19 protein-coding genes are annotated in these 17740 nt (G+C 43.6%); 3 read left to right on the forward strand and 16 right to left on the reverse strand.

All coding sequences use genetic code 11. The annotated features are described in order from the left end of the window. Nucleotides 1-2 precede the first annotated feature (2 nt). Nucleotides 3-758 (reverse strand): fumarylacetoacetate hydrolase family protein, encoded by a 756-nt coding sequence (locus LCL89_RS04070; RefSeq protein ID WP_224807874.1) that lies wholly within the window; start codon nt 756-758, stop codon nt 3-5. Between the two features lie 166 nt (nt 759-924). Next, complete coding sequence (locus LCL89_RS04075) at nt 925-1419, reverse strand: hypothetical protein (RefSeq protein ID WP_224807876.1); 495 nt, start codon at nt 1417-1419, stop codon at nt 925-927. 127 nt (nt 1420-1546) lie between these two features. On the opposite strand from LCL89_RS04075, the gene LCL89_RS04080 reads away from it, so the two are divergent. Next, nucleotides 1547-1774 (forward strand): hypothetical protein, encoded by a 228-nt coding sequence (locus LCL89_RS04080; protein ID WP_224807878.1) that lies wholly within the window; start codon nt 1547-1549, stop codon nt 1772-1774. 203 nt (nt 1775-1977) lie between these two features. On the opposite strand, the gene hfq is transcribed toward LCL89_RS04080, so the two are convergent. Both hfq and miaA read right to left on the reverse strand, forming a co-directional pair. Continuing rightward, nucleotides 1978-2202: an RNA chaperone Hfq gene (hfq, locus tag LCL89_RS04085; RefSeq protein WP_197315985.1), complete on the reverse strand. Its 225-nt coding sequence runs from the start codon at nt 2200-2202 to the stop codon at nt 1978-1980. Between the two features lie 46 nt (nt 2203-2248). Beyond that, nucleotides 2249-3178 (reverse strand): tRNA (adenosine(37)-N6)-dimethylallyltransferase MiaA, encoded by a 930-nt coding sequence (gene miaA / locus LCL89_RS04090; RefSeq protein WP_224807880.1) that lies wholly within the window; start codon nt 3176-3178, stop codon nt 2249-2251. Between the two features lie 188 nt (nt 3179-3366). Here miaA and LCL89_RS04095 point away from each other — a divergent pair, with 188 nt between their 5' ends. Next, nucleotides 3367-3726, forward strand: coding sequence for a helix-turn-helix domain-containing protein (locus LCL89_RS04095; protein ID WP_197315983.1), 360 nt, complete (start codon nt 3367-3369; stop codon nt 3724-3726). 159 nt (nt 3727-3885) lie between these two features. Further along, nucleotides 3886-4098 (forward strand): hypothetical protein, encoded by a 213-nt coding sequence (locus tag LCL89_RS04100; RefSeq protein WP_197315982.1) that lies wholly within the window; start codon nt 3886-3888, stop codon nt 4096-4098. 50 nt (nt 4099-4148) lie between these two features. Here the strand turns inward: LCL89_RS04100 and mutL are convergent, their stop codons facing one another. From mutL to LCL89_RS04160, 12 genes are all read right to left on the reverse strand, one after another. After that, nucleotides 4149-6011 carry a DNA mismatch repair endonuclease MutL gene (mutL, locus tag LCL89_RS04105; RefSeq protein ID WP_224807882.1) on the reverse strand — a complete coding sequence of 621 codons (1863 nt, stop codon included), beginning with the start codon at nt 6009-6011 and terminating at the stop codon, nt 4149-4151. Nucleotides 6012-6026: 15 nt separating this feature from the next. Beyond that, nucleotides 6027-8606 (reverse strand): DNA mismatch repair protein MutS, encoded by a 2580-nt coding sequence (mutS, locus tag LCL89_RS04110; protein WP_224807890.1) that lies wholly within the window; start codon nt 8604-8606, stop codon nt 6027-6029. Between the two features lie 230 nt (nt 8607-8836). Continuing rightward, the gene (locus LCL89_RS04115; RefSeq protein WP_197315979.1) at nt 8837-9418 is read right to left on the reverse strand and encodes an outer spore coat protein CotE; all 582 of its coding nucleotides are present in this window, start codon (nt 9416-9418) and stop codon (nt 8837-8839) included. 210 nt (nt 9419-9628) lie between these two features. After that, nucleotides 9629-10054 carry a RicAFT regulatory complex protein RicA family protein gene (locus LCL89_RS04120; RefSeq protein WP_224807900.1) on the reverse strand — a complete coding sequence of 142 codons (426 nt, stop codon included), beginning with the start codon at nt 10052-10054 and terminating at the stop codon, nt 9629-9631. 1 nt (nt 10055) lies between these two features. Continuing rightward, a complete protein-coding gene (miaB, locus tag LCL89_RS04125) occupies nt 10056-11627 on the reverse strand; it encodes a tRNA (N6-isopentenyl adenosine(37)-C2)-methylthiotransferase MiaB (RefSeq protein ID WP_224809572.1) in 1572 nt (523 codons plus the stop codon). Nucleotides 11628-11785: 158 nt separating this feature from the next. Continuing rightward, nucleotides 11786-12961, reverse strand: coding sequence for a glycine C-acetyltransferase (locus tag LCL89_RS04130; RefSeq protein ID WP_224807901.1), 1176 nt, complete (start codon nt 12959-12961; stop codon nt 11786-11788). Between the two features lie 19 nt (nt 12962-12980). Continuing rightward, on the reverse strand, nt 12981-14021 hold the full coding sequence (gene tdh / locus LCL89_RS04135; protein WP_224807903.1) for an L-threonine 3-dehydrogenase: 1041 nt from the start codon (nt 14019-14021) through the stop codon (nt 12981-12983). A gap of 222 nt (nt 14022-14243) precedes the next feature. Beyond that, the gene (locus LCL89_RS04140) at nt 14244-14621 is read right to left on the reverse strand and encodes a DUF4440 domain-containing protein (protein WP_224807905.1); all 378 of its coding nucleotides are present in this window, start codon (nt 14619-14621) and stop codon (nt 14244-14246) included. 90 nt (nt 14622-14711) lie between these two features. Next, entirely contained in the window at nt 14712-15725 is a 1014-nt protein-coding gene (locus LCL89_RS04145) for a serine hydrolase domain-containing protein (protein WP_224807914.1), read from the reverse strand. Nucleotides 15726-15801: 76 nt separating this feature from the next. Beyond that, nucleotides 15802-16593: a phosphotransferase gene (locus LCL89_RS04150; RefSeq protein WP_224807925.1), complete on the reverse strand. Its 792-nt coding sequence runs from the start codon at nt 16591-16593 to the stop codon at nt 15802-15804. Nucleotides 16594-16638: 45 nt separating this feature from the next. Continuing rightward, the gene (locus LCL89_RS04155) at nt 16639-17061 is read right to left on the reverse strand and encodes a VOC family protein (RefSeq protein WP_224807927.1); all 423 of its coding nucleotides are present in this window, start codon (nt 17059-17061) and stop codon (nt 16639-16641) included. 110 nt (nt 17062-17171) lie between these two features. Beyond that, a complete protein-coding gene (locus LCL89_RS04160; protein WP_224807928.1) occupies nt 17172-17630 on the reverse strand; it encodes a GyrI-like domain-containing protein in 459 nt (152 codons plus the stop codon). Nucleotides 17631-17740: the final 110 nt, after the last annotated feature.

The raw sequence follows: 17740 nt of genomic DNA on the forward strand, positions 1-17740 counted from the left end.
CACTACACCTTTTTTTGAATCCTGTTTTCTAAGACACCGATGTTTTCGACTTCAATTCTTATGTTGTCATTATTTTCAGCGGCAGGAGGATTTTCCGGCACCCCCACCATAAGAACATCCCCTTCATTCAAGGTCATGAATTCGGTGACATCCTGAAGCAGTTCCTGTACGGATCTCACCAAATTCCTGGTTGAATTGTGCTGCTCCAGTTGACCATTGATATACACTCTAGTTTCAACATCATTGATATCAGGAACAGCCGTTCTTTCAATGACCCAGGGACCTATCGGACAAAAACCGTTACGCGCCTTTTCTTTGACAGCCGGCCTGAAAACACTTTTGTGAGGAAGGCCGACATCATTCACAACCGTATATCCTTCCACATAATCGAACGCCTCTTCTTTTTTGATTCGGGCAGCTTTTTTACCGATGACGATCCCTATACTTGCTCCGATCACAACTTCATCTGCATCATTAGGCAGAGGGATGATTCCTTTATGTCCTAAATAAGTGTTTTCCGGCTTGATATAAAGAATCGGGGCTTTAGGCGGGGCTTTATATGGAGGTTCGTGAAGTTCATCCCTCATCTGTTCTAAAACCCCTTTATAGTTCAGGAGTGTTCCGTAGACCATTCCTGTCACCGGAGGATTACAGATATCTTCTTCTATCTGACTTTCTTCAGAAAGAACTTCTCCAGCATCCAGCTGGATGACTGAATTTTGTCGGGTTCCTCCAAAGTTCGCTCTGGCATTCGGCATATAATCTCCCCTTTTTATTTTCAGAAGTATCTGATAATAACCTAACACCCTTGAAGACATATATGAAATATGTATTAAGTACGTTGTATATATGAAAAAAGTATACAAAAACCCCGTTCGGAGCGTGTACAAAATCGTATACGTTCCAAACGGGGGAATAAACCTTTTAACTTTCGGACTTTTCTTCGTGAATCGACGTATATAATGCATGAATCTTTTCATAAAGATCACCATCACCGTTCTTCAACTGGTAAACGATGTCAGTAGACTCACCGTTTTCAAAGCTGACTAACAGGCCTTCTCCAGAATCGGTTACGTCCATGAAAAATACATTCTTACTGTTCTCCGAATTTGCCACAGTGATGGTCAGGTATGTATCGTTTCTTTCATATTGCCTATGCCACTTTTTTATTTTTTTGTATTCCACCTTTGATAAATGCACATCTTTAACAATAGACTCAAACCTATCTATGAACGCTTGTCTAGTTGTTTCCGCTTTTTCCGAAGCATTGTGCTGGAATTTATCCTGCGTGATTTCCAATGAACCGATTGGCTTCTTTTCTTCCACCATACTCACCAATGGAAGAGTCTGAGCATCTTGGCTTTCACACCCCGTAATGAACGCTGTACAAACCAGCAAGAACAAAAACCGGATACACATTCGATCCACCTCCTTTTGAAAGATCAGAAATATAAATATTGGCTCTCGTTATTGATATTTCAAACGATTACTAAACAGTCGCCGTTTGGGATTAGGGGTCCGGTCTGTTCTTTACCAGGAGTATGGGATGGCAGGGAAAACAGTCCGCTTTCCGCGGGGAACGCTGAGCCTCCTCGAACTTCGTTCTCCGGGGTCTCAACTTGTTCCTTTTTCCCGCAGGAGTTTACCTGTTTTCCCTGCCACCCCGTTCGTGGTTGGTGTACCGGACTTCGGTAACGGCCATTCCTACCCTTCTACTTTGAAGAGGCGGCCTTTTAGAATGGCGAGACTCCTGTGGGATAAAGGTACATCGTGAGACCCCGTAAGGCGCAGCCTGAGGAGGCTCACGGTACCCCACGGAAAGGGAGTCATTCTAAAAGGCCGCCTCATACAAATCCCAGGACTAGAAGAGCGGATACAAACTCCCATGTGAAATAACAACACCAAGCAATAACAGAGCATAAATAAAAAGCGGACGCATAATGCGCCCGCCTCCTATGTAAAGTCACTTAACGACTTTTATTCCTTATCCAAGGAAACATTTTTCGCTGGTGCGAAAGTCGAAATGGCATGCTTGAAGATCAATTGTTGTTTCCCGTCAGTTTCAAGCAAGACCGTGAAATTATCAAAAGCTTTAATGACACCCCTTAATTGGAAGCCATTCAGCAAGAATACAGTCACCTGCATACGTTCTTTTCTTAATTGATTCAAATAAGTGTCTTGAATATTTACGGATTGAGCCATGGATGTTCCTCCTCTTTTCTATCTGTATTTACTACCATTCTATGTTTTACTCCATCATTCCTGCTAAATCGGCTAAAATTGTTGCAAATTTATCATGATAATTCTCTTCAGACACTTCGTACCAGCTGACATCCATCTTATTTTTAAAGTATGTGTACTGTCTTTTCGCATACCTTCTGGAGTTCCTTTTTAGCAGTTCGATGCCGCGCTCTAAATTGTATTCCCCTTTGAAGTATGGAATCAACTCCTTGTAGCCGATCGCTTTCATGGATTGATGATCTTCAAGACCTTCCTCATAAAGGCGGCCCACCTCTTCTACCAGTCCTTCTTCCACCATTTGATCGACACGCTTGTTGATGCGTTCATACAACTCGCTCCGATCCATTTCCAAGCCGATGACGATCGGGCGGAAGGGTGATTCCCCTGTTTGCTGCTCCTGGTAATCACTCATCACTTTTCCTGTTGTTTCATAGACTTCAAGTGCCCTTAGAATACGCCGTTCATTATTCGGATGTATTTTTTCCGCCTGGGGTGGATCGATGGATCGCAGCCGTTCATAGAGACCCTCTAATCCTATACCTTCCTTTTCTTGTTCTAAACGCTTAATGATCGATGGATCTTTCTTTTCCTTAGAAAAATTGAAATTATATAAAGTCGCCTGTATGTATAACCCGGTTCCTCCGACAATGACCGGAAGCTTCCCTCTTGCGTCAATTTCATGAATCAAACGCTGAACTTCGTACTGGAATTCAGCTACAGAGAACGATTCATCGGGCTCTTTGATATCGATCATATGATGCGGGATGCCCTGTTTCTCTTCATCCGTCACCTTTGCCGTGCCGATATCCATGGTTTTATAGATCTGCATCGAGTCTCCACTGATGACTTCTCCATCGAACCTTTTGGCGATTTCTACACCTAATTTCGATTTTCCGACCGCTGTCGGTCCAACGACAGAAATAACTCTCGGTTTCATTCGTTGCCCTCCTTTTCCACTGTACCCTATTATACATGAATCCCGCTATAATCATACATCCAGCGGCTTACTAACGGAAATCGTTACCCTTACTAACGGAACCCGTTACAAAAATTCAAAATATTCGTTAGTTTTGCTATCGAGTTTCGTTAGTATGTGTTATAGTATAAAAAAGGAGGCGTCAAACAGTGGTTCATGAAAGAATTCGTTCTCTTAGAAAAGATAGAGGTTTCACACAAACGATGTTAGCTGAAAAAGTCGGAGTGTCTGCCCAGGTCGTTTCAAATTGGGAAAGGAATTACACCTCCCCGGATTTGACTGATTTAACGAAGATCGCTCATGCCCTTCATACCACTGCAGATTATCTTCTTGGCCTCAGTGATGAGATGGAAGATGAAATGCGCGAAATCAAACAACTCCTGGAAACGAAAGGATACGACAAACCAGTATTCTTCGATAAAAAAGCCTGGTTCGGAATCCAGCCTGATGAAATCAAACAGATTGATAATTATTTCAGATTCCTATTGCAGCAAAAAAATATATCTTGAGCCCCTCCCCTACTCCCGGAGAGAAGGACTCAGGCCAAACCATCCTCACTTGAACATAAACATATTATGTCAACATGGATGGTTTATTTATGTTCTCGAAGTGGTATTCCATTTAAAGGAAGTCTTTTAGTCTAGAAATGAAATGGAGGGAATACTTGTATGGATGCCAAAGAAAGACTATCTGGACAGAAAGTGGAGTTCGACTGCCCTTATTGTAACTACACAATGGAAATTGCCGCACAGGTCATTTTCGAAGATAAAGAAACTGTGACGTGCCCCAATTGTGATTCCGACATTTACTTGGAAAACTCAGAAGCGCTCAGCAAAATAGAGAAACAATGGAAAGGACTCAAAAAATGGACACGCTCTTGAATGAACAAAAATAAGCTCCCTACCAGGAATCAGGTAGGGAGCTTATTTTGTTACATCACCCGCTTAAACATTTTCTCCATTTCATATTCAGAGAAAAAGACGATGATCGGACGGCCATGCGGGCAGGTGAATGGATCCGTCGATTTTCTTAAATCTTCAAGCAGCTGGAACATGTCAGATTGATTCAAGTAATGGTTGGCTTTGATCGAGCGTTTGCAGGACATGAGAATAGCTGCTTCCTCACGCAGTTTCAATACATCGATCCGCTCTTCATTCATGAGCTGCTCGACCATTTCATGAATGACTTCTTCCTCGAAACCTTTCGGGAACCATTGCGGGTGGCTTCTGACGATGAAACTATTGTCTCCGAACGGTTCAAAGAACAAGCCGACTTTTTCCAGCTCTTCCTTGTATTCTTCAATTCTAAGTGCTTCTTGTCTTGAGAAATCAAAGGTCATCGGAACAAGGAGTTCCTGGACTTCATGGTCGACTTCGGCAAGCTTGTCACGGAAATATTCATATTTTATCCGTTCCTGAGCCGCGTGCTGATCCACGATATACATCCCTTCTTCATTTTGAGCAAGGATATACGTCCCATGAAGCTGCCCGATCGGATACATCGTAGGTACTCTGGAAGTGCTTTCTGGTTCTTTGACCACCTGATCCAATTCCGGCTCTTGTTGAACAGGTTCATTCACATCTTCCATTTCCTCTCTCATTTCACGGATGACTTCATCCTGTTGATCGGAATAAATGGATTCCCGTTCAGGTTCGGACGCTTTTTCACCTTCATTTACTAATTGTTGGAACGTTTCTTCCCTTTTCCGATGCGCTTCTTCTTTATGGTCATTGTTGAAGTCGAACGACTCCTGCGTCGTCTTTTCTTTTTTCGGTTTCGGAGGTGCTTGTGACACATTCGGAATCAGAGTTTCTTTGCGGAATGCCTTTCGGATCGAATCCTCAAGTGCTTCAAACAGTTCTTTTTCCTTACTGAAACGGACCTCGAGTTTCGAAGGATGCACGTTGACATCCACTAAAATCGGATCCATCTCGATATTCAAAACGACGATCGGACTTTTCCCGATTGGCAGCAGGGTATTATAACCGTTCATGACCGCCTTATTCAAGGGGATATGGCGGATAAAACGCCCATTTACAATCGTGGACATATAGTTTCTGGATGCCCGGTATACTTCAGGTTTTGCAATATACCCTTTCACTTTGAAATCGAGCGTTTCCGTTTCAATCGGAATCATTTTTCTTGCGACATTCACACCATAAATATTGGCGATGACTTGCAGCAGATCCCCGCGCCCGTTGGTTTTGAAAATCTGTTTTTCGTTATGGACGCAGGTGAATTTCACTTCCGGATGCGCTAATGCCATCCTGTTCAAAACATCGGTAATATGACCCAGTTCCGTGTGAATGGTCTTCATATATTTCAGTCGTGCAGGAGTGTTGAAGAAAAGCTCTTCCACAGTGATATCCGTCCCTTGCCGGGCATCGCTTTTCCCACTGTGGATCACCTTTCCCCCTTCCAGATCGAGCTTCGTACCTGCTCCTTCTCCGGTCGACGTTTGGATGCTCAGGCGGCTGACGGCTGCGATACTCGCCAGAGCTTCCCCTCTGAATCCAAGCGTACGTACGTGGAACAGGTCGTTTTCATTTCGGATTTTACTGGTGGCATGGCGGTAAAAGGCCCGTTCACAATCTTCTTCTTCCATCCCTTTTCCATTATCCGTAATCCGGATCCGTTCGAGTCCTGCTTCTGCGAGTTCGACGCTTACCCACGTGGCACCTGCGTCAATGCTGTTTTCCACCAACTCTTTGACGACAGAGGCTGGACGCTCCACGACTTCACCGGCCGCTATTTTGTTTGATAAGTGATCGGGCATGAGTTGGATTTGCGCCATCTCTGTCCCTCCTTTTTATGACTTGATTCGTTTTTGCAGTTGATACAGTTCGTTCATCGCATCCATCGGAGTCATTTCCAACAGGTTCAAGCTTTCCAGATGTTTTTCAAGCTCGTTTTCTCCTGATGGTGCTTCTTTCTTCTCGGTCTTCGGTTCTTCGACGAAGAGGCTCAATTGTTCTTCATCTGTTGATGAAGCAGCCACCTCTGTTTTGGCATTGTTGTTTTCCAAATGCTCAAGAAGAGAGGTCGCTCGATCGATCAACGTTTCTGGAAGGTCGGCGAGCTTTGCTACATGGATACCGTAACTTTCATCAGCCGGCCCATCTTTGATTTGGTGCAGGAAAACGACATTTCCTTCGTACTCCTCAGCACGGACGTGAACGTTTTTCAGACGCTTAAGATCTTCCTCCAGTGACGTCAGTTCGTGATAGTGTGTGGAGAACAGCGTTTTGGCCCTGATATGCTCGTGTATATGTTCGACAATCGCCTGCGCCAAAGCCATGCCGTCATACGTACTCGTCCCACGTCCGATTTCATCCAGCAAGATCATGCTGTTTTCCGTCGCATGACTGAGAGCGTGATTGGCTTCCAGCATTTCAACCATGAATGTACTTTGACCTGAAACGAGGTCATCCGCTGCACCTATCCGTGTAAAAATCTGATCGAAAATCGGAAGTGACGCTTCTTCACAAGGGACGAAACAGCCCATTTGGCCCATGATCGCTGTCAATGCCAGCTGCCTCATATACGTACTCTTACCAGACATGTTCGGTCCTGTAATCAATAGAACATCCGTTTCTTCATTCATATAGATATCGTTCGGAACGAATGTTTCGCCTTTGAGCACTTGCTCGACGACAGGGTGACGCCCCTGCTTGATATCAATGATCCGGTCCGTGTCGTAGGTCGGGCGGACATAACTGTTCGACTCTGCGACCTGCGCAAAGCCTTGCAGGACGTCGATCCGGCTGATTTGATCCGCAAGGTGCTGCAGTTGTTGAACATATGCTTTCACTTGATCCCGAACTTCAAGGAAAAGCTGATACTCAAGGTCGACACTTTTCTCCTGCGCTTCTAAGATGATCGACTCTTTTTCTTTCAACTCAGGGGTGATGAATCGTTCCGCATTGGTCAATGTCTGCTTACGCTCATAGGTACCTTCAGGCAGATAGCGCAAGTTGGCTTTCGTCACTTCGATATAATAACCGAAGACGCGGTTATATCCGATTTTCAACGATTTGATTCCTGTCGCCTGACGTTCTTTCTGTTCAAGTCCAGCTATCCACTGCTTCCCGTTACGTGAAGCGTCGCGGTACTCGTCGAGCTGCTCGTTGAATCCATCTTGAATCAATCCACCTTCTTTGATTGTCATCGGTGGATCGTCAGCGATACTCGTTTCCAACAGTTCCTTCACCTCTTCAAGAGGATCGATTTTTTCATACAGTTCATGTATGGAAGGGTGTTTAAACTGTTTTAATGTCGTTAAAATTTCAGGGATTTTTCGCAATGAGTTTCTCAGCTGTATCAAGTCACGCGCGTTAACATTTCCATAAGCGACCCGACCGGCGAGGCGCTCCAAATCGTACACGGAAGTCAATTGACCCCGAAGGGTTTCCCTTTCCATAAATTGATTAAGAAATCCTTCGACCTGCTCGTGGCGGGTCTTGATGGCACTTGGCGTAAGGAGAGGACGCTCCATCCATTTTTTCAGCATTCTTGCGCCCATGGATGTGATCGTTTTGTCGATGACAGAAAGCAGACTGCCCGACTTCCCTCCTTTGCGAAGAGTCTCGACAAGTTCAAGGTTCCGTTTGGAATACATATCGAGCGTCATGTATTGTTTCAGCTCGACCACTTTGACCGGTTGTAGATGGTCAAGTGTCCGCTTTTGTGTTCTCTGAATATATTGAAGCAGGCGTCCGAAACCGACAAGGAGCTTTTCTTGATGGACGTCCTCGACAAGAGACTTGAACGCTTCATCAACTTCCGTTTCATCCTCGAAGGAAACTGTGTAACCCAATCGTTCTTTGAGCATATCCTGATGTTCTTCATTGAATTCACTTGATACGACCACTTCTTTGACAGGACGGCTGTACAACTCACCGAGCGCAGCGTCAAAGCCACCGGTGATCAAGGCCACGCTGTTTTCACCTGTACTCAAATCATTGTAACTGACAGCAAACGTCCCATCTTCGAAAGCACTGAGAGAAGCGAGAAAATTGTTCTCCTTTTCATCCAGCATGCTTCCTTCCATGACGGTCCCTGGTGTAATCAACTGAACGACTTCACGTTTTACGACGCCTTTCGCTGCTTTCGGGTCTTCCACCTGCTCGCATATGGCCACTTTATAACCTTTTTCCACGAGCTGCTTTATGTAATTTTCAGCAGAGTGATAGGGAACTCCGCACATCGGAATGCGGTCGTTCGAGCCACCATCCCGGCTCGTCAATGTGATTTCAAGTTCCTGTGATGCTTTTGTCGCATCTTCAAAAAACATTTCATAAAAGTCGCCTAAACGGAAAAACAGAAAGGCATCTTTCTGTTCGGCTTTGATCTTCAAATATTGCTGCATCATTGGTGTATATTGTGCCATAAGGTAAATCCTCCAAAACGGTCTGAATTATGCTGTCCCCATTATAGCACACAAATCAAGGTTAAAAAGCGGGATTGCCTGGAAGTAATCCTCGCTGCCCAGTCCTCTGCCTTAAGAGAATTTTTCCCCCATCCACCTTTTTATATCTATAATCTCATGCTGAAACGACGAAGCCCTCACGCTGGTCGTGAGGGCAAAAAGAAATCCTCGCTGAGCGCAAGGACTTGTTATTAATCGTGGTCGTCGTCACTACTACTGCTGCTGGATGAGGAAGGTAAGAAGTCCGTATCAATCGCTGAAAAATCATCAGATGACAAATCATATTCATAGTCATCATACTTGTCACATCTTTTCGGATCCACTTTTACACAAAGCTTCGTTTCACCTATGACATCGACGGTGAATTCTCTCTCTACTTCCACTGTAATCTTCTGACCATTGGAAGAAATGTTCGCTTCCAGGCAATTCGGCTGCTGAACAACTTTGGCAATGACTTCGAAGTCGTCATGGAGACAGTGCTCATCTTTGATGTGCAGCCTCACATGGTCACAATAACTGACTCGTTCTGTCACGACTTCTGTTTTCGTATTATCATTATACGAATACCAGACGTTGATGTCGTAACTGCCGTAGACTTCTACATCGTCACCTTTCTTCTTGGCGTTGTAGATGTGGTTGATGACCCAACAACCCAAGATACTGGTGGGACGGTGCGAAGGGCTGATCGTGTGTGTCGATTCCGTGAACTTCTTCCCTTTCCCGATTACAGCTTTTGTAATGATCTCTCTGTAATCTTGCTCAAAAAATGACATAGGGTTTCATTCCTCCTTATTCTACCACCCATCCTATGTTGGGGTTGGGCGAAAGTGACTACATGATATTGGCCTAAGGACGTGTTTAATTCATTCTATGCAAGAGCCTAGAAAATTGTACGAAAAAAAATCCGACAGAGGGAAAAACCTCTATCGGACGGGTGTTTAAACGTGAAATTTTATTATATTTTTCTCTAGCAGACGTGCTTTTTAGTGGCAGCTTCCACTTTGTTGGGATTTTGAACCAGTTTCGCCTTTTAAGACATCACCTTCGGTAGAACGGATGATTTCATTCGTCACTTCACGAGAAATCGTACTGGAAACCATCTGCAGAATGTCGTTGATGACGGTTTGTGTTTCCTTGAATTCAGAAACGACCGGAATTTCATCCAATTCATTCTGAAGGCGGTCGATTTCACCCTCTACTTTTTGTAGAGCTTCTGTTTTTCCGTACGCCTGGAAGTTGACGGCTTGTTTTTGAAGCGCCTTGATTTTCTTGATATGTGCCTGTACTTTGATGTTTTCATTCAATTTCGCTTCCAATTGCTTGAAACGGTCGATCTCTTCGATGTCTGCCATCATTTTTGCAAGCTTACGAGCTTCTTCTACTACTTCTTTACGTGTATATTGTGCCATTTCATTTCACCTCTACGTTGGATTCAACCAATTCCCCATCCAGGGACCAGGTTTTCGCTTTTGTTATTTTGACTGGTAAGATTTTACCGATCGTTGATTTCGGTGCTCGGAAGTTGACGAGTTTGTTCCGTTTGGTGTAACCCGCGAGCACATCAGGAAACTTTTTACTTTCGCCTTCGACGAGGACATCTACGATTTCCCCTTCATACTGCTGCATGGCTTCCTTCGCCTGAGCATTGACGATTGCGTTCAAGCGATGAAGTCGATCTTTTTTCTCTTCCATCGATACATTATCTTTCATTTTCGCAGCCGGAGTATTTTCTCTCGGCGAATAGATGAAGGTATACGCATGCTCAAAGCCGACTTCTTCGACAAGAGAAAGTGTATCTTGGAACTGCTCTTCCGTTTCATTCGGAAAGCCAACGATGATATCCGTCGTCAATGTTGCCCCCGGCATCGCTTCCCGGATTTTCCGGACAAGCTCTAAATATTCTTCTCTGGAATACTTACGGCCCATGATTTTCAGAATATCTGAATTTCCTGACTGTACAGGCAGGTGGATGTGATCCAGCATGTTGCCGCCTTTAGCCAGCACTTCAATCAGACGATCATCAAAGTCTCTCGGGTGGGAAGTCGTGAATCGCACACGAGGGATGTCGATGTAACGGAGTTCATCCATCAAATCCCCTAATCCGTATTCCATATCCAAGTCTTTACCGTAGGCATTGACGTTTTGACCGAGCAGGGTTATTTCTTTATACCCTTGAGCTGCCAAGTGGCGCACTTCCTGGATGATATCTTTCGGCAGGCGGCTCCGCTCTTTCCCCCGCGTGTAAGGGACAATACAGTAGGTACAGAATTTATCGCACCCATACATGATGTTGACCCACGCCTTGATTTTCCCTTTACGGGAACGCGGAAGGTTTTCGATGATATCTCCTTCTTTGGACCATACATCGATCACCATCTCTTTTCCGAACATCGCTTCTTTCACGAGTTGTGGCAGTCTGTGGATGTTGTGCGTACCGAAGATCAAGTCGATGAACGGATGCTTTTCAAGGATCCGGTTGACGACGGATTCTTCCTGGGACATACATCCGCATACACCAAGGATCAAGTTCGGATTTTCCATCTTCAACGGCTTCAAGTGGCCGATTTCGCCGAACACTTTGTTTTCCGCATTCTCGCGGATGGCGCACGTATTCAACAAGATGATGTCGGCTTCTTTCGTATTCGAAGTGGACTCATATCCCATCTCTTCCAGGATTCCCGCCATCACTTCTGTATCGTGCTCGTTCATTTGGCACCCATATGTACGGATCATATACTTCTTCCCTCTGCCGGATTGATCCATATCTTCTGGAATTTCAAAATCATAGAGCACATCGGTTTCTTTTCTTTTCCGACGTTGAGCATCCCTCATGTTGGGAGGCTGATATGTCGTTTCAAAATATTTCATAAAGTCTTCGCTGGACTTTTGTTTGATTCGATTCAAATTATCTTGATCAGAGGATGTCTGTTCCTGTTCTGTTTGACGAATCTGTGACATCTCTTTTGGTTGTTGTTCGTTCATTTCGATCTCCTTTCGAATCGATCCTGCTAACTTGCTTATTATATCAATTTTCATGAAAAAATTAAATGCATTCCTTGATATCCATCATCCTCATCAAAGGGTACCAAAATTTCATAAAAAAGACCACTATGACAGATCGTCACAGTGGTCGGACTCCGTTAGATGATGCCAAGCTTTTTACCGACAGTTTCAAAAGCGTCAAGAGCTTCCTGCAATTCTTCTTTGGAATGTTCCGCTGTTACAATTGTACGGACTCTTCCTTTTCCACGCTGAACCGTAGGGAATACGATGCCTTGAGCGAATACGCCTTGTTCGAATAACTCATCAGAGAATTTATGGGTCATCGCATCGTCCCCGATCATGACAGGCGTAACCGGAGTTTCACTGATGCCGGTATCAAATCCGAGTTCGTTCAAACCGTCTTTAAAGAATTTCGTATTGTCCCAAAGCTTTTCAATCAGTTCAGGCTCATTCAACAGCACATCGATGGCCGCATCGTTAGCCGCTGTCACACTTGGTGGGTGAGAGGTACTGAACAAGAACGGACGTCCTTTGTGAATCAAGTATTCTCTCAATGTTTTCGTACTTGCGACGTAGCCGCCAAGGACACCGATCGCTTTACTCAACGTTCCGACTTGAATGTGCACGCGGCCATCCAAATTGAAGTGGTTGACTGTTCCACGTCCGTTATCCCCGAGTACACCGCTCGCATGAGCATCGTCGACCATGATCAAAGCGTCATATTTTTCAGCGAGTTCGACAATTTCAGGAAGTGGTGCAATGTTTCCGTCCATGGAGAAAACGCCATCCGTAACGACAAGGCGTGTGCGGTAGTCGGCACTTTCTTTCAAGGCGTCTTCAAGAGACTGCATATCTACGTGCTTATAAATTTTACGGTCCGCTTTCGTCAAACGGATTCCGTCGATGATGGAAGCATGGTTCAATTCATCAGAAATGACGACATCCTCTTTTCCAAGGATGGAAGAAAGAACCCCTTGGTTGGTGGTAAATCCGGACTGGAAGACAAGTGCCGCTTCTGTATGCTTGAATTTTGCAAGCTTCTCTTCGAAATCTTCATGCATTTTCAATGTACCTGCAATCGTACGGACCGAACCAGTTCCGACACCGTATTCTTCGTTCGCACGTTCTGCCGCTTCTTTCATTTTCGGATGGGAAGTGAGACCAAGATAGTTATTGGATGATAACTGGATGACCTCTCTCCCTTTGATCGTCACTTTCGACCCTTGTGCAGATTCAAGTGGAATCAGCTGGCGGAATGTCCCCTGATCTTTCATTTCATCTAATTGTTCTTGTAAGTATTCAAAACCTTTCATGAAATCCCTCCTCAAAATGTTATGGGTGTAATACCACTTTTCCACATTTTCCTTGATTCATCAACTCAAACCCTTTTTCAAACTCCTCCAATTTCAAATGGTGAGTGATCATCGGTTTGACGTCTACTTGTCCTGAATTCAGCAGTCTGGAAACCTGCTGCCATGTTTCATACATTTTACGACCAGTAATCCCTTGGACCTCGACACCTTTGAATACGATATCATTGGTCACATCAAGGCTGACTCGTTTGGTCGGGAGACTCAGGATCGATACACGGCCTCCATTGGTAATCATTTTGAATCCTTGATCCATAGCCGTCGGATGTCCACTCATTTCACATACGACATCGACGCCGTGGCCATCCGTCAGTGCACGCGCTTTTTCAACAGGATCCTCTTCCCCTGAGTGAACGGTCACAGTCGCGCCCATTTGCTCTGCCAATTCCAGGCGGTAAGGGTTCAAGTCGAACGCAAGCACCTGGGAGGCACCTGCCGCTTTCGCAACACCTACAGCCATCAGTCCGATCGGGCCGCACCCGATAATCGCAACGGATTTTCCGGCGACATCGCCGTTCAATACGGTATGGACCGCATTCCCCATCGGCTCCTGGATGGATGCGATATCAGTCGGAAGATCCTCAGGGTTTTTCCAAAGGTTGCTTTCCGGAAGTGCTACATATTCCGCAAAACATCCTTGCGTATCGACACCAATGATTTTAGTGTTTTCACAAATATGGAATTTACCCGTCAGACATTGAGGACAGTGACCGCAGATCAAATGCGTTTCAGCACTTACATAGTCCCCTTCCTTGAAGTTGGAGACTTTACTTCCTACTTCCACGATTTCACCGGCAAATTCATGCCCGAAAACGTAAGGAGGATTGACCCGGCTCGCGGACCATTCATCCCAGTTATAAATATGTACATCTGTCCCGCAGATGGACGTCGCTTTCACTTTAATCAACACTTCATCTTCACGGATGGAAGGGATCTCTACATCTCTCAATTCCGCTCCCTCACCACGATGATGCTTAACAATTGCTTTCATTGTTCCATTCACTACGAACACTCCTAATCTTAATAAAGGCTTATTATAGACAATTTTATCATGTATAAAAATTATCGCAACCTTGTTTGTCCACTCCATAAACACATTTGCATATAAACGAGATTTTTTCAGCGAGTTAAAAGGAATAAGGTTTTTTGTTCCATAGATAAAATAAAAGAACCACCTGTGACAGGAGGTTCTCTTTCGGTGAAAATGAATTAGTGTTTATAAAACTCATTTTTCAAGCTCGATGTACTCTTTTAACAATTTCCACCCACCCACTTCATTTCTCCATACGAACATACACTGGGCAGTAAACGGCTTACCGTTGATGGTGTTTGTCTCTTTACCTAAAATGACATACTCATCTCCATCTTTTCTTTCGTTTACGGATACAGGTTCAAAGGTTTTTTCAGCATTGTCCATTTGTTTTAATACAGTATCCAGGTCGTAATCGTAATAATAGGGTTCAGGTTCCTGAATACCTGAGTGGGACCAGTAGCCTACGAAATCTTCAGACATATATTCTCTAATTTTGTCTCCGCTTTTCGTTTCAAAGCCTTCATTCCACGTTGAAAAATAATTGTTCAGAACTTGTTTGATTGCATTCACTTGATGGACCCCCATTCTTTGATCATTTTTTTCGAGAATACTTTGCCGTTTGCTTGAAGAATCAATAAATATGTAAAAATGCTTCCTTCATTATGCACTTGACTTGAAAGTCTCAGCGACTATATTGCTGAACTCTCTGAGGTAATAAAGATAATTACCATCCCCGTAGTTGTATCTTTTGTTGTACATTTTTGCTACGACAACATTGTATTTTGGTATAACTAACAAAGTAGGGCCTGTCACCCCTAAGATTTGATAGGAACCAGCAGGAACCTTTTCACCTAATTCGCTTTTATCTCTTGGAACATCTTGCACAAACCAGAACATACCATTACGTGGATATTCCTTAGATAAATGCATAGGGCTTTGAATGCTGACCGCTGATTCAATCACCGGCTGCGGAACAATTTGCTCGCCCTTGAATCTACCCTTATTTAAAAAGAGGTTTCCCCATAAGGCAAGCTCCCGGGTTGAAACGAACAGATTGGACTGCGTTCCGTCTCCTCTCGTACCAAATGTATCTTGCCCAGACTGATTCGGGTCGATGATTACTTTCACTAATTCATCATGCTCTTCAGTCTCCCATTTCGTCCGCTTCAACCCCATAGGCAGGAACACTCTTTTATGCAAAAGTTCAGGAAAAGATATCCCGTATACTTCTCGTATGAGTTGAGTCATCAGTCGAATGTTGATCCCTCTATATGCCCAGTGCTCACCAGCGGGAAATTCTCTTATGATTTCTCCAGATAGCGTTTCATCCAGACCGTGTGTATGAGTTACCAAATGTCGAATCGTCGTATGACCAAAAATGTCAGGATCTATATTTTTGAAATAGTTACATGCCAGATCATCAAGGCTTCCTATTTTCCCTTCATGTAGTGCAAATGCAATCGTCAGGCCCAGATAACTTTTCCTTACAGAGGCTACATTGAACCTGGAGGATTTGTTTACAGGTGTTGCATCGTAGGTGTTCGAGTGTGTCCCATTGTAATGTTCAAAGACAACCCTATTGTTTTGCATAACTGTAAGGGCAGCGGCAGAACTTTTATTTCTTTCTTTGATGTCCTCTACCCATGAAACCATATTTTCATAGTTTACATTCATTCTGTTCCCTCTCCATCCAACGTCTTAGAAATATTTTAGTACCAAACCATTTTACTTAACTTCGGATAATCGTATTTTAAATCCATTCATTACCATGGGTACGTATGAACTCAATATCCTTGCGGTAATGCTCCACATGTCCCTCATCAACCATTTCTTGAAAAGCTCTATCTCCTTCTTCAGCTTTTCTTTGTATTGTTTGGGTCAGCCCTTCCAATCTCAACAAGACCATATCTATGTAGTCCTTTTTCATAGCCACACCGTAGGATTTAAAAAACAATTGAACTCTATGTTTGATATGTCGAGCATGCAGCGAGGGTTTATAGGGGTAGGCCTCACCTGATTCAGAATAAAACACTCTACTTAAAGGAACACAAGTATATAAAGTATAGGCAATATCCCACAATCTCGGCCCTGGACCAGCAACGTCGAAATCGATGATTCCTACAGGCTTCTCATCCTTAAAAATGATATTGTATATCGCAAAATCATTGTGGCATAGCACTTCAAATGGTTGAGGTGTGTGATCAATGGGTGCCCAATCTTCTTCAATGTGGAAATCACTAACACTATCATGATAACGACGCAGCATTCTTGCTATTTCAATCAAGTTACCTTCAGACCACATGTATTCCTTATTTGGATCATTGCCGGCTTTTCCTTCAATGAAAGTTAAAATCTCTCTTCCCTTCTCATCAATACCTATATACCTCGGAGCATATGTAAAACCTTTGTATTCTAAATGCTTTAATAGTTTATGCACCTTTCGACTTTCCGGTTTCAACTCCCGTCTAACGGTGGCTCCCACGCGATAAACATCCGAGACATTCCCACCTGCCAGCCTTTCTTCATTGTCGTAGTGTGGCATCTTTCTAATCTCCTTCATGGCTCTTAAATCAAGACAAATAATCACTTATTTTGATAACGAAGAATAACGTTTCTTAAAATCCGGACTTAGTTCACTCCAAACATCAAAAGCATTGGAATCTAAATCATAAAACACAAAATTTCTGCCAGGATGCCCACGATCCTCAATATCTTTTAAATCGACTTCATTCTGCTTAAGATAGTTGTGAAGTTCTATTAAGCTATCTAATCCATCCACTTCAAAAGTCAGTGAAAAATGCTCATTTCCATGTTGGTCAGTAAATTGATTATTTTCTCCACCTTGAGATTTCACGAGGAAAAAGCTCTGATTTGCGAATTCAAGAATTGCTTTCTCCTCGTCCTGATAATTCTCAATAGCACCTAACTTCTCTTGATACCAATTTGATGAAGATACAACATTAGAAACCGGTATATAAGCTGCACCCACACGCTTTAAATAATGGTTCATATTACAACTCCTTTTTAACTTTCATACTGATCACCCCACCAATTGGCTAAAGAGAGAAAGGCTGATAAAATACAAATTCAGGATGCACAGCTGTCAGGAATTTAAATATTTCAGCAAAGGACCGGATCACACAGGTCTACGTGATCTTCTTGTTCTGTCCATTTTGTATAGATTTCCAGAGTCCACTCATTGGGTACCCTTTCATATCTATGCTCCTCTATCCATTTGTGCAAATCGGAATAGACTTGATGGATGTTTGATGAACGCCCTTTATAGTTTAAAACAGCATATGTATTGGCAGGGATAACAAGACTCACCATGCCTTCAGGAACCTCTTCAACTTCATGGACCTCGTAACACACCCAATATCCATCACCCTGTTCTGAAGTTTCTGCCGCTTTGAATGCCCCGATCAGTTTGACCGGCTCTACTAATTGGTTGATTTCATCTTTCCTTCGCTGTAGGGCCATGGATGCCTCTGGAATCGCTTGACCGTAACCTTCCATAGATGCACAAATGACACGAAAGCCTACTAACTTCTTATCACCCATTTTTCTTATACCACTCATTTCCTTAATCTCAACCCACTCCTCTATATAAGGCTTTAAATATCACTTTCTGGAAAAGTATGTTATTTCCTTCTTTTTTATTTGTTCATTCTTGTAGATTAATTTAGGGA

This window comes from Halobacillus yeomjeoni, assembly GCF_020171525.1.
Lineage (GTDB): Bacteria > Bacillota > Bacilli > Bacillales > Halobacillaceae > Halobacillus > Halobacillus yeomjeoni.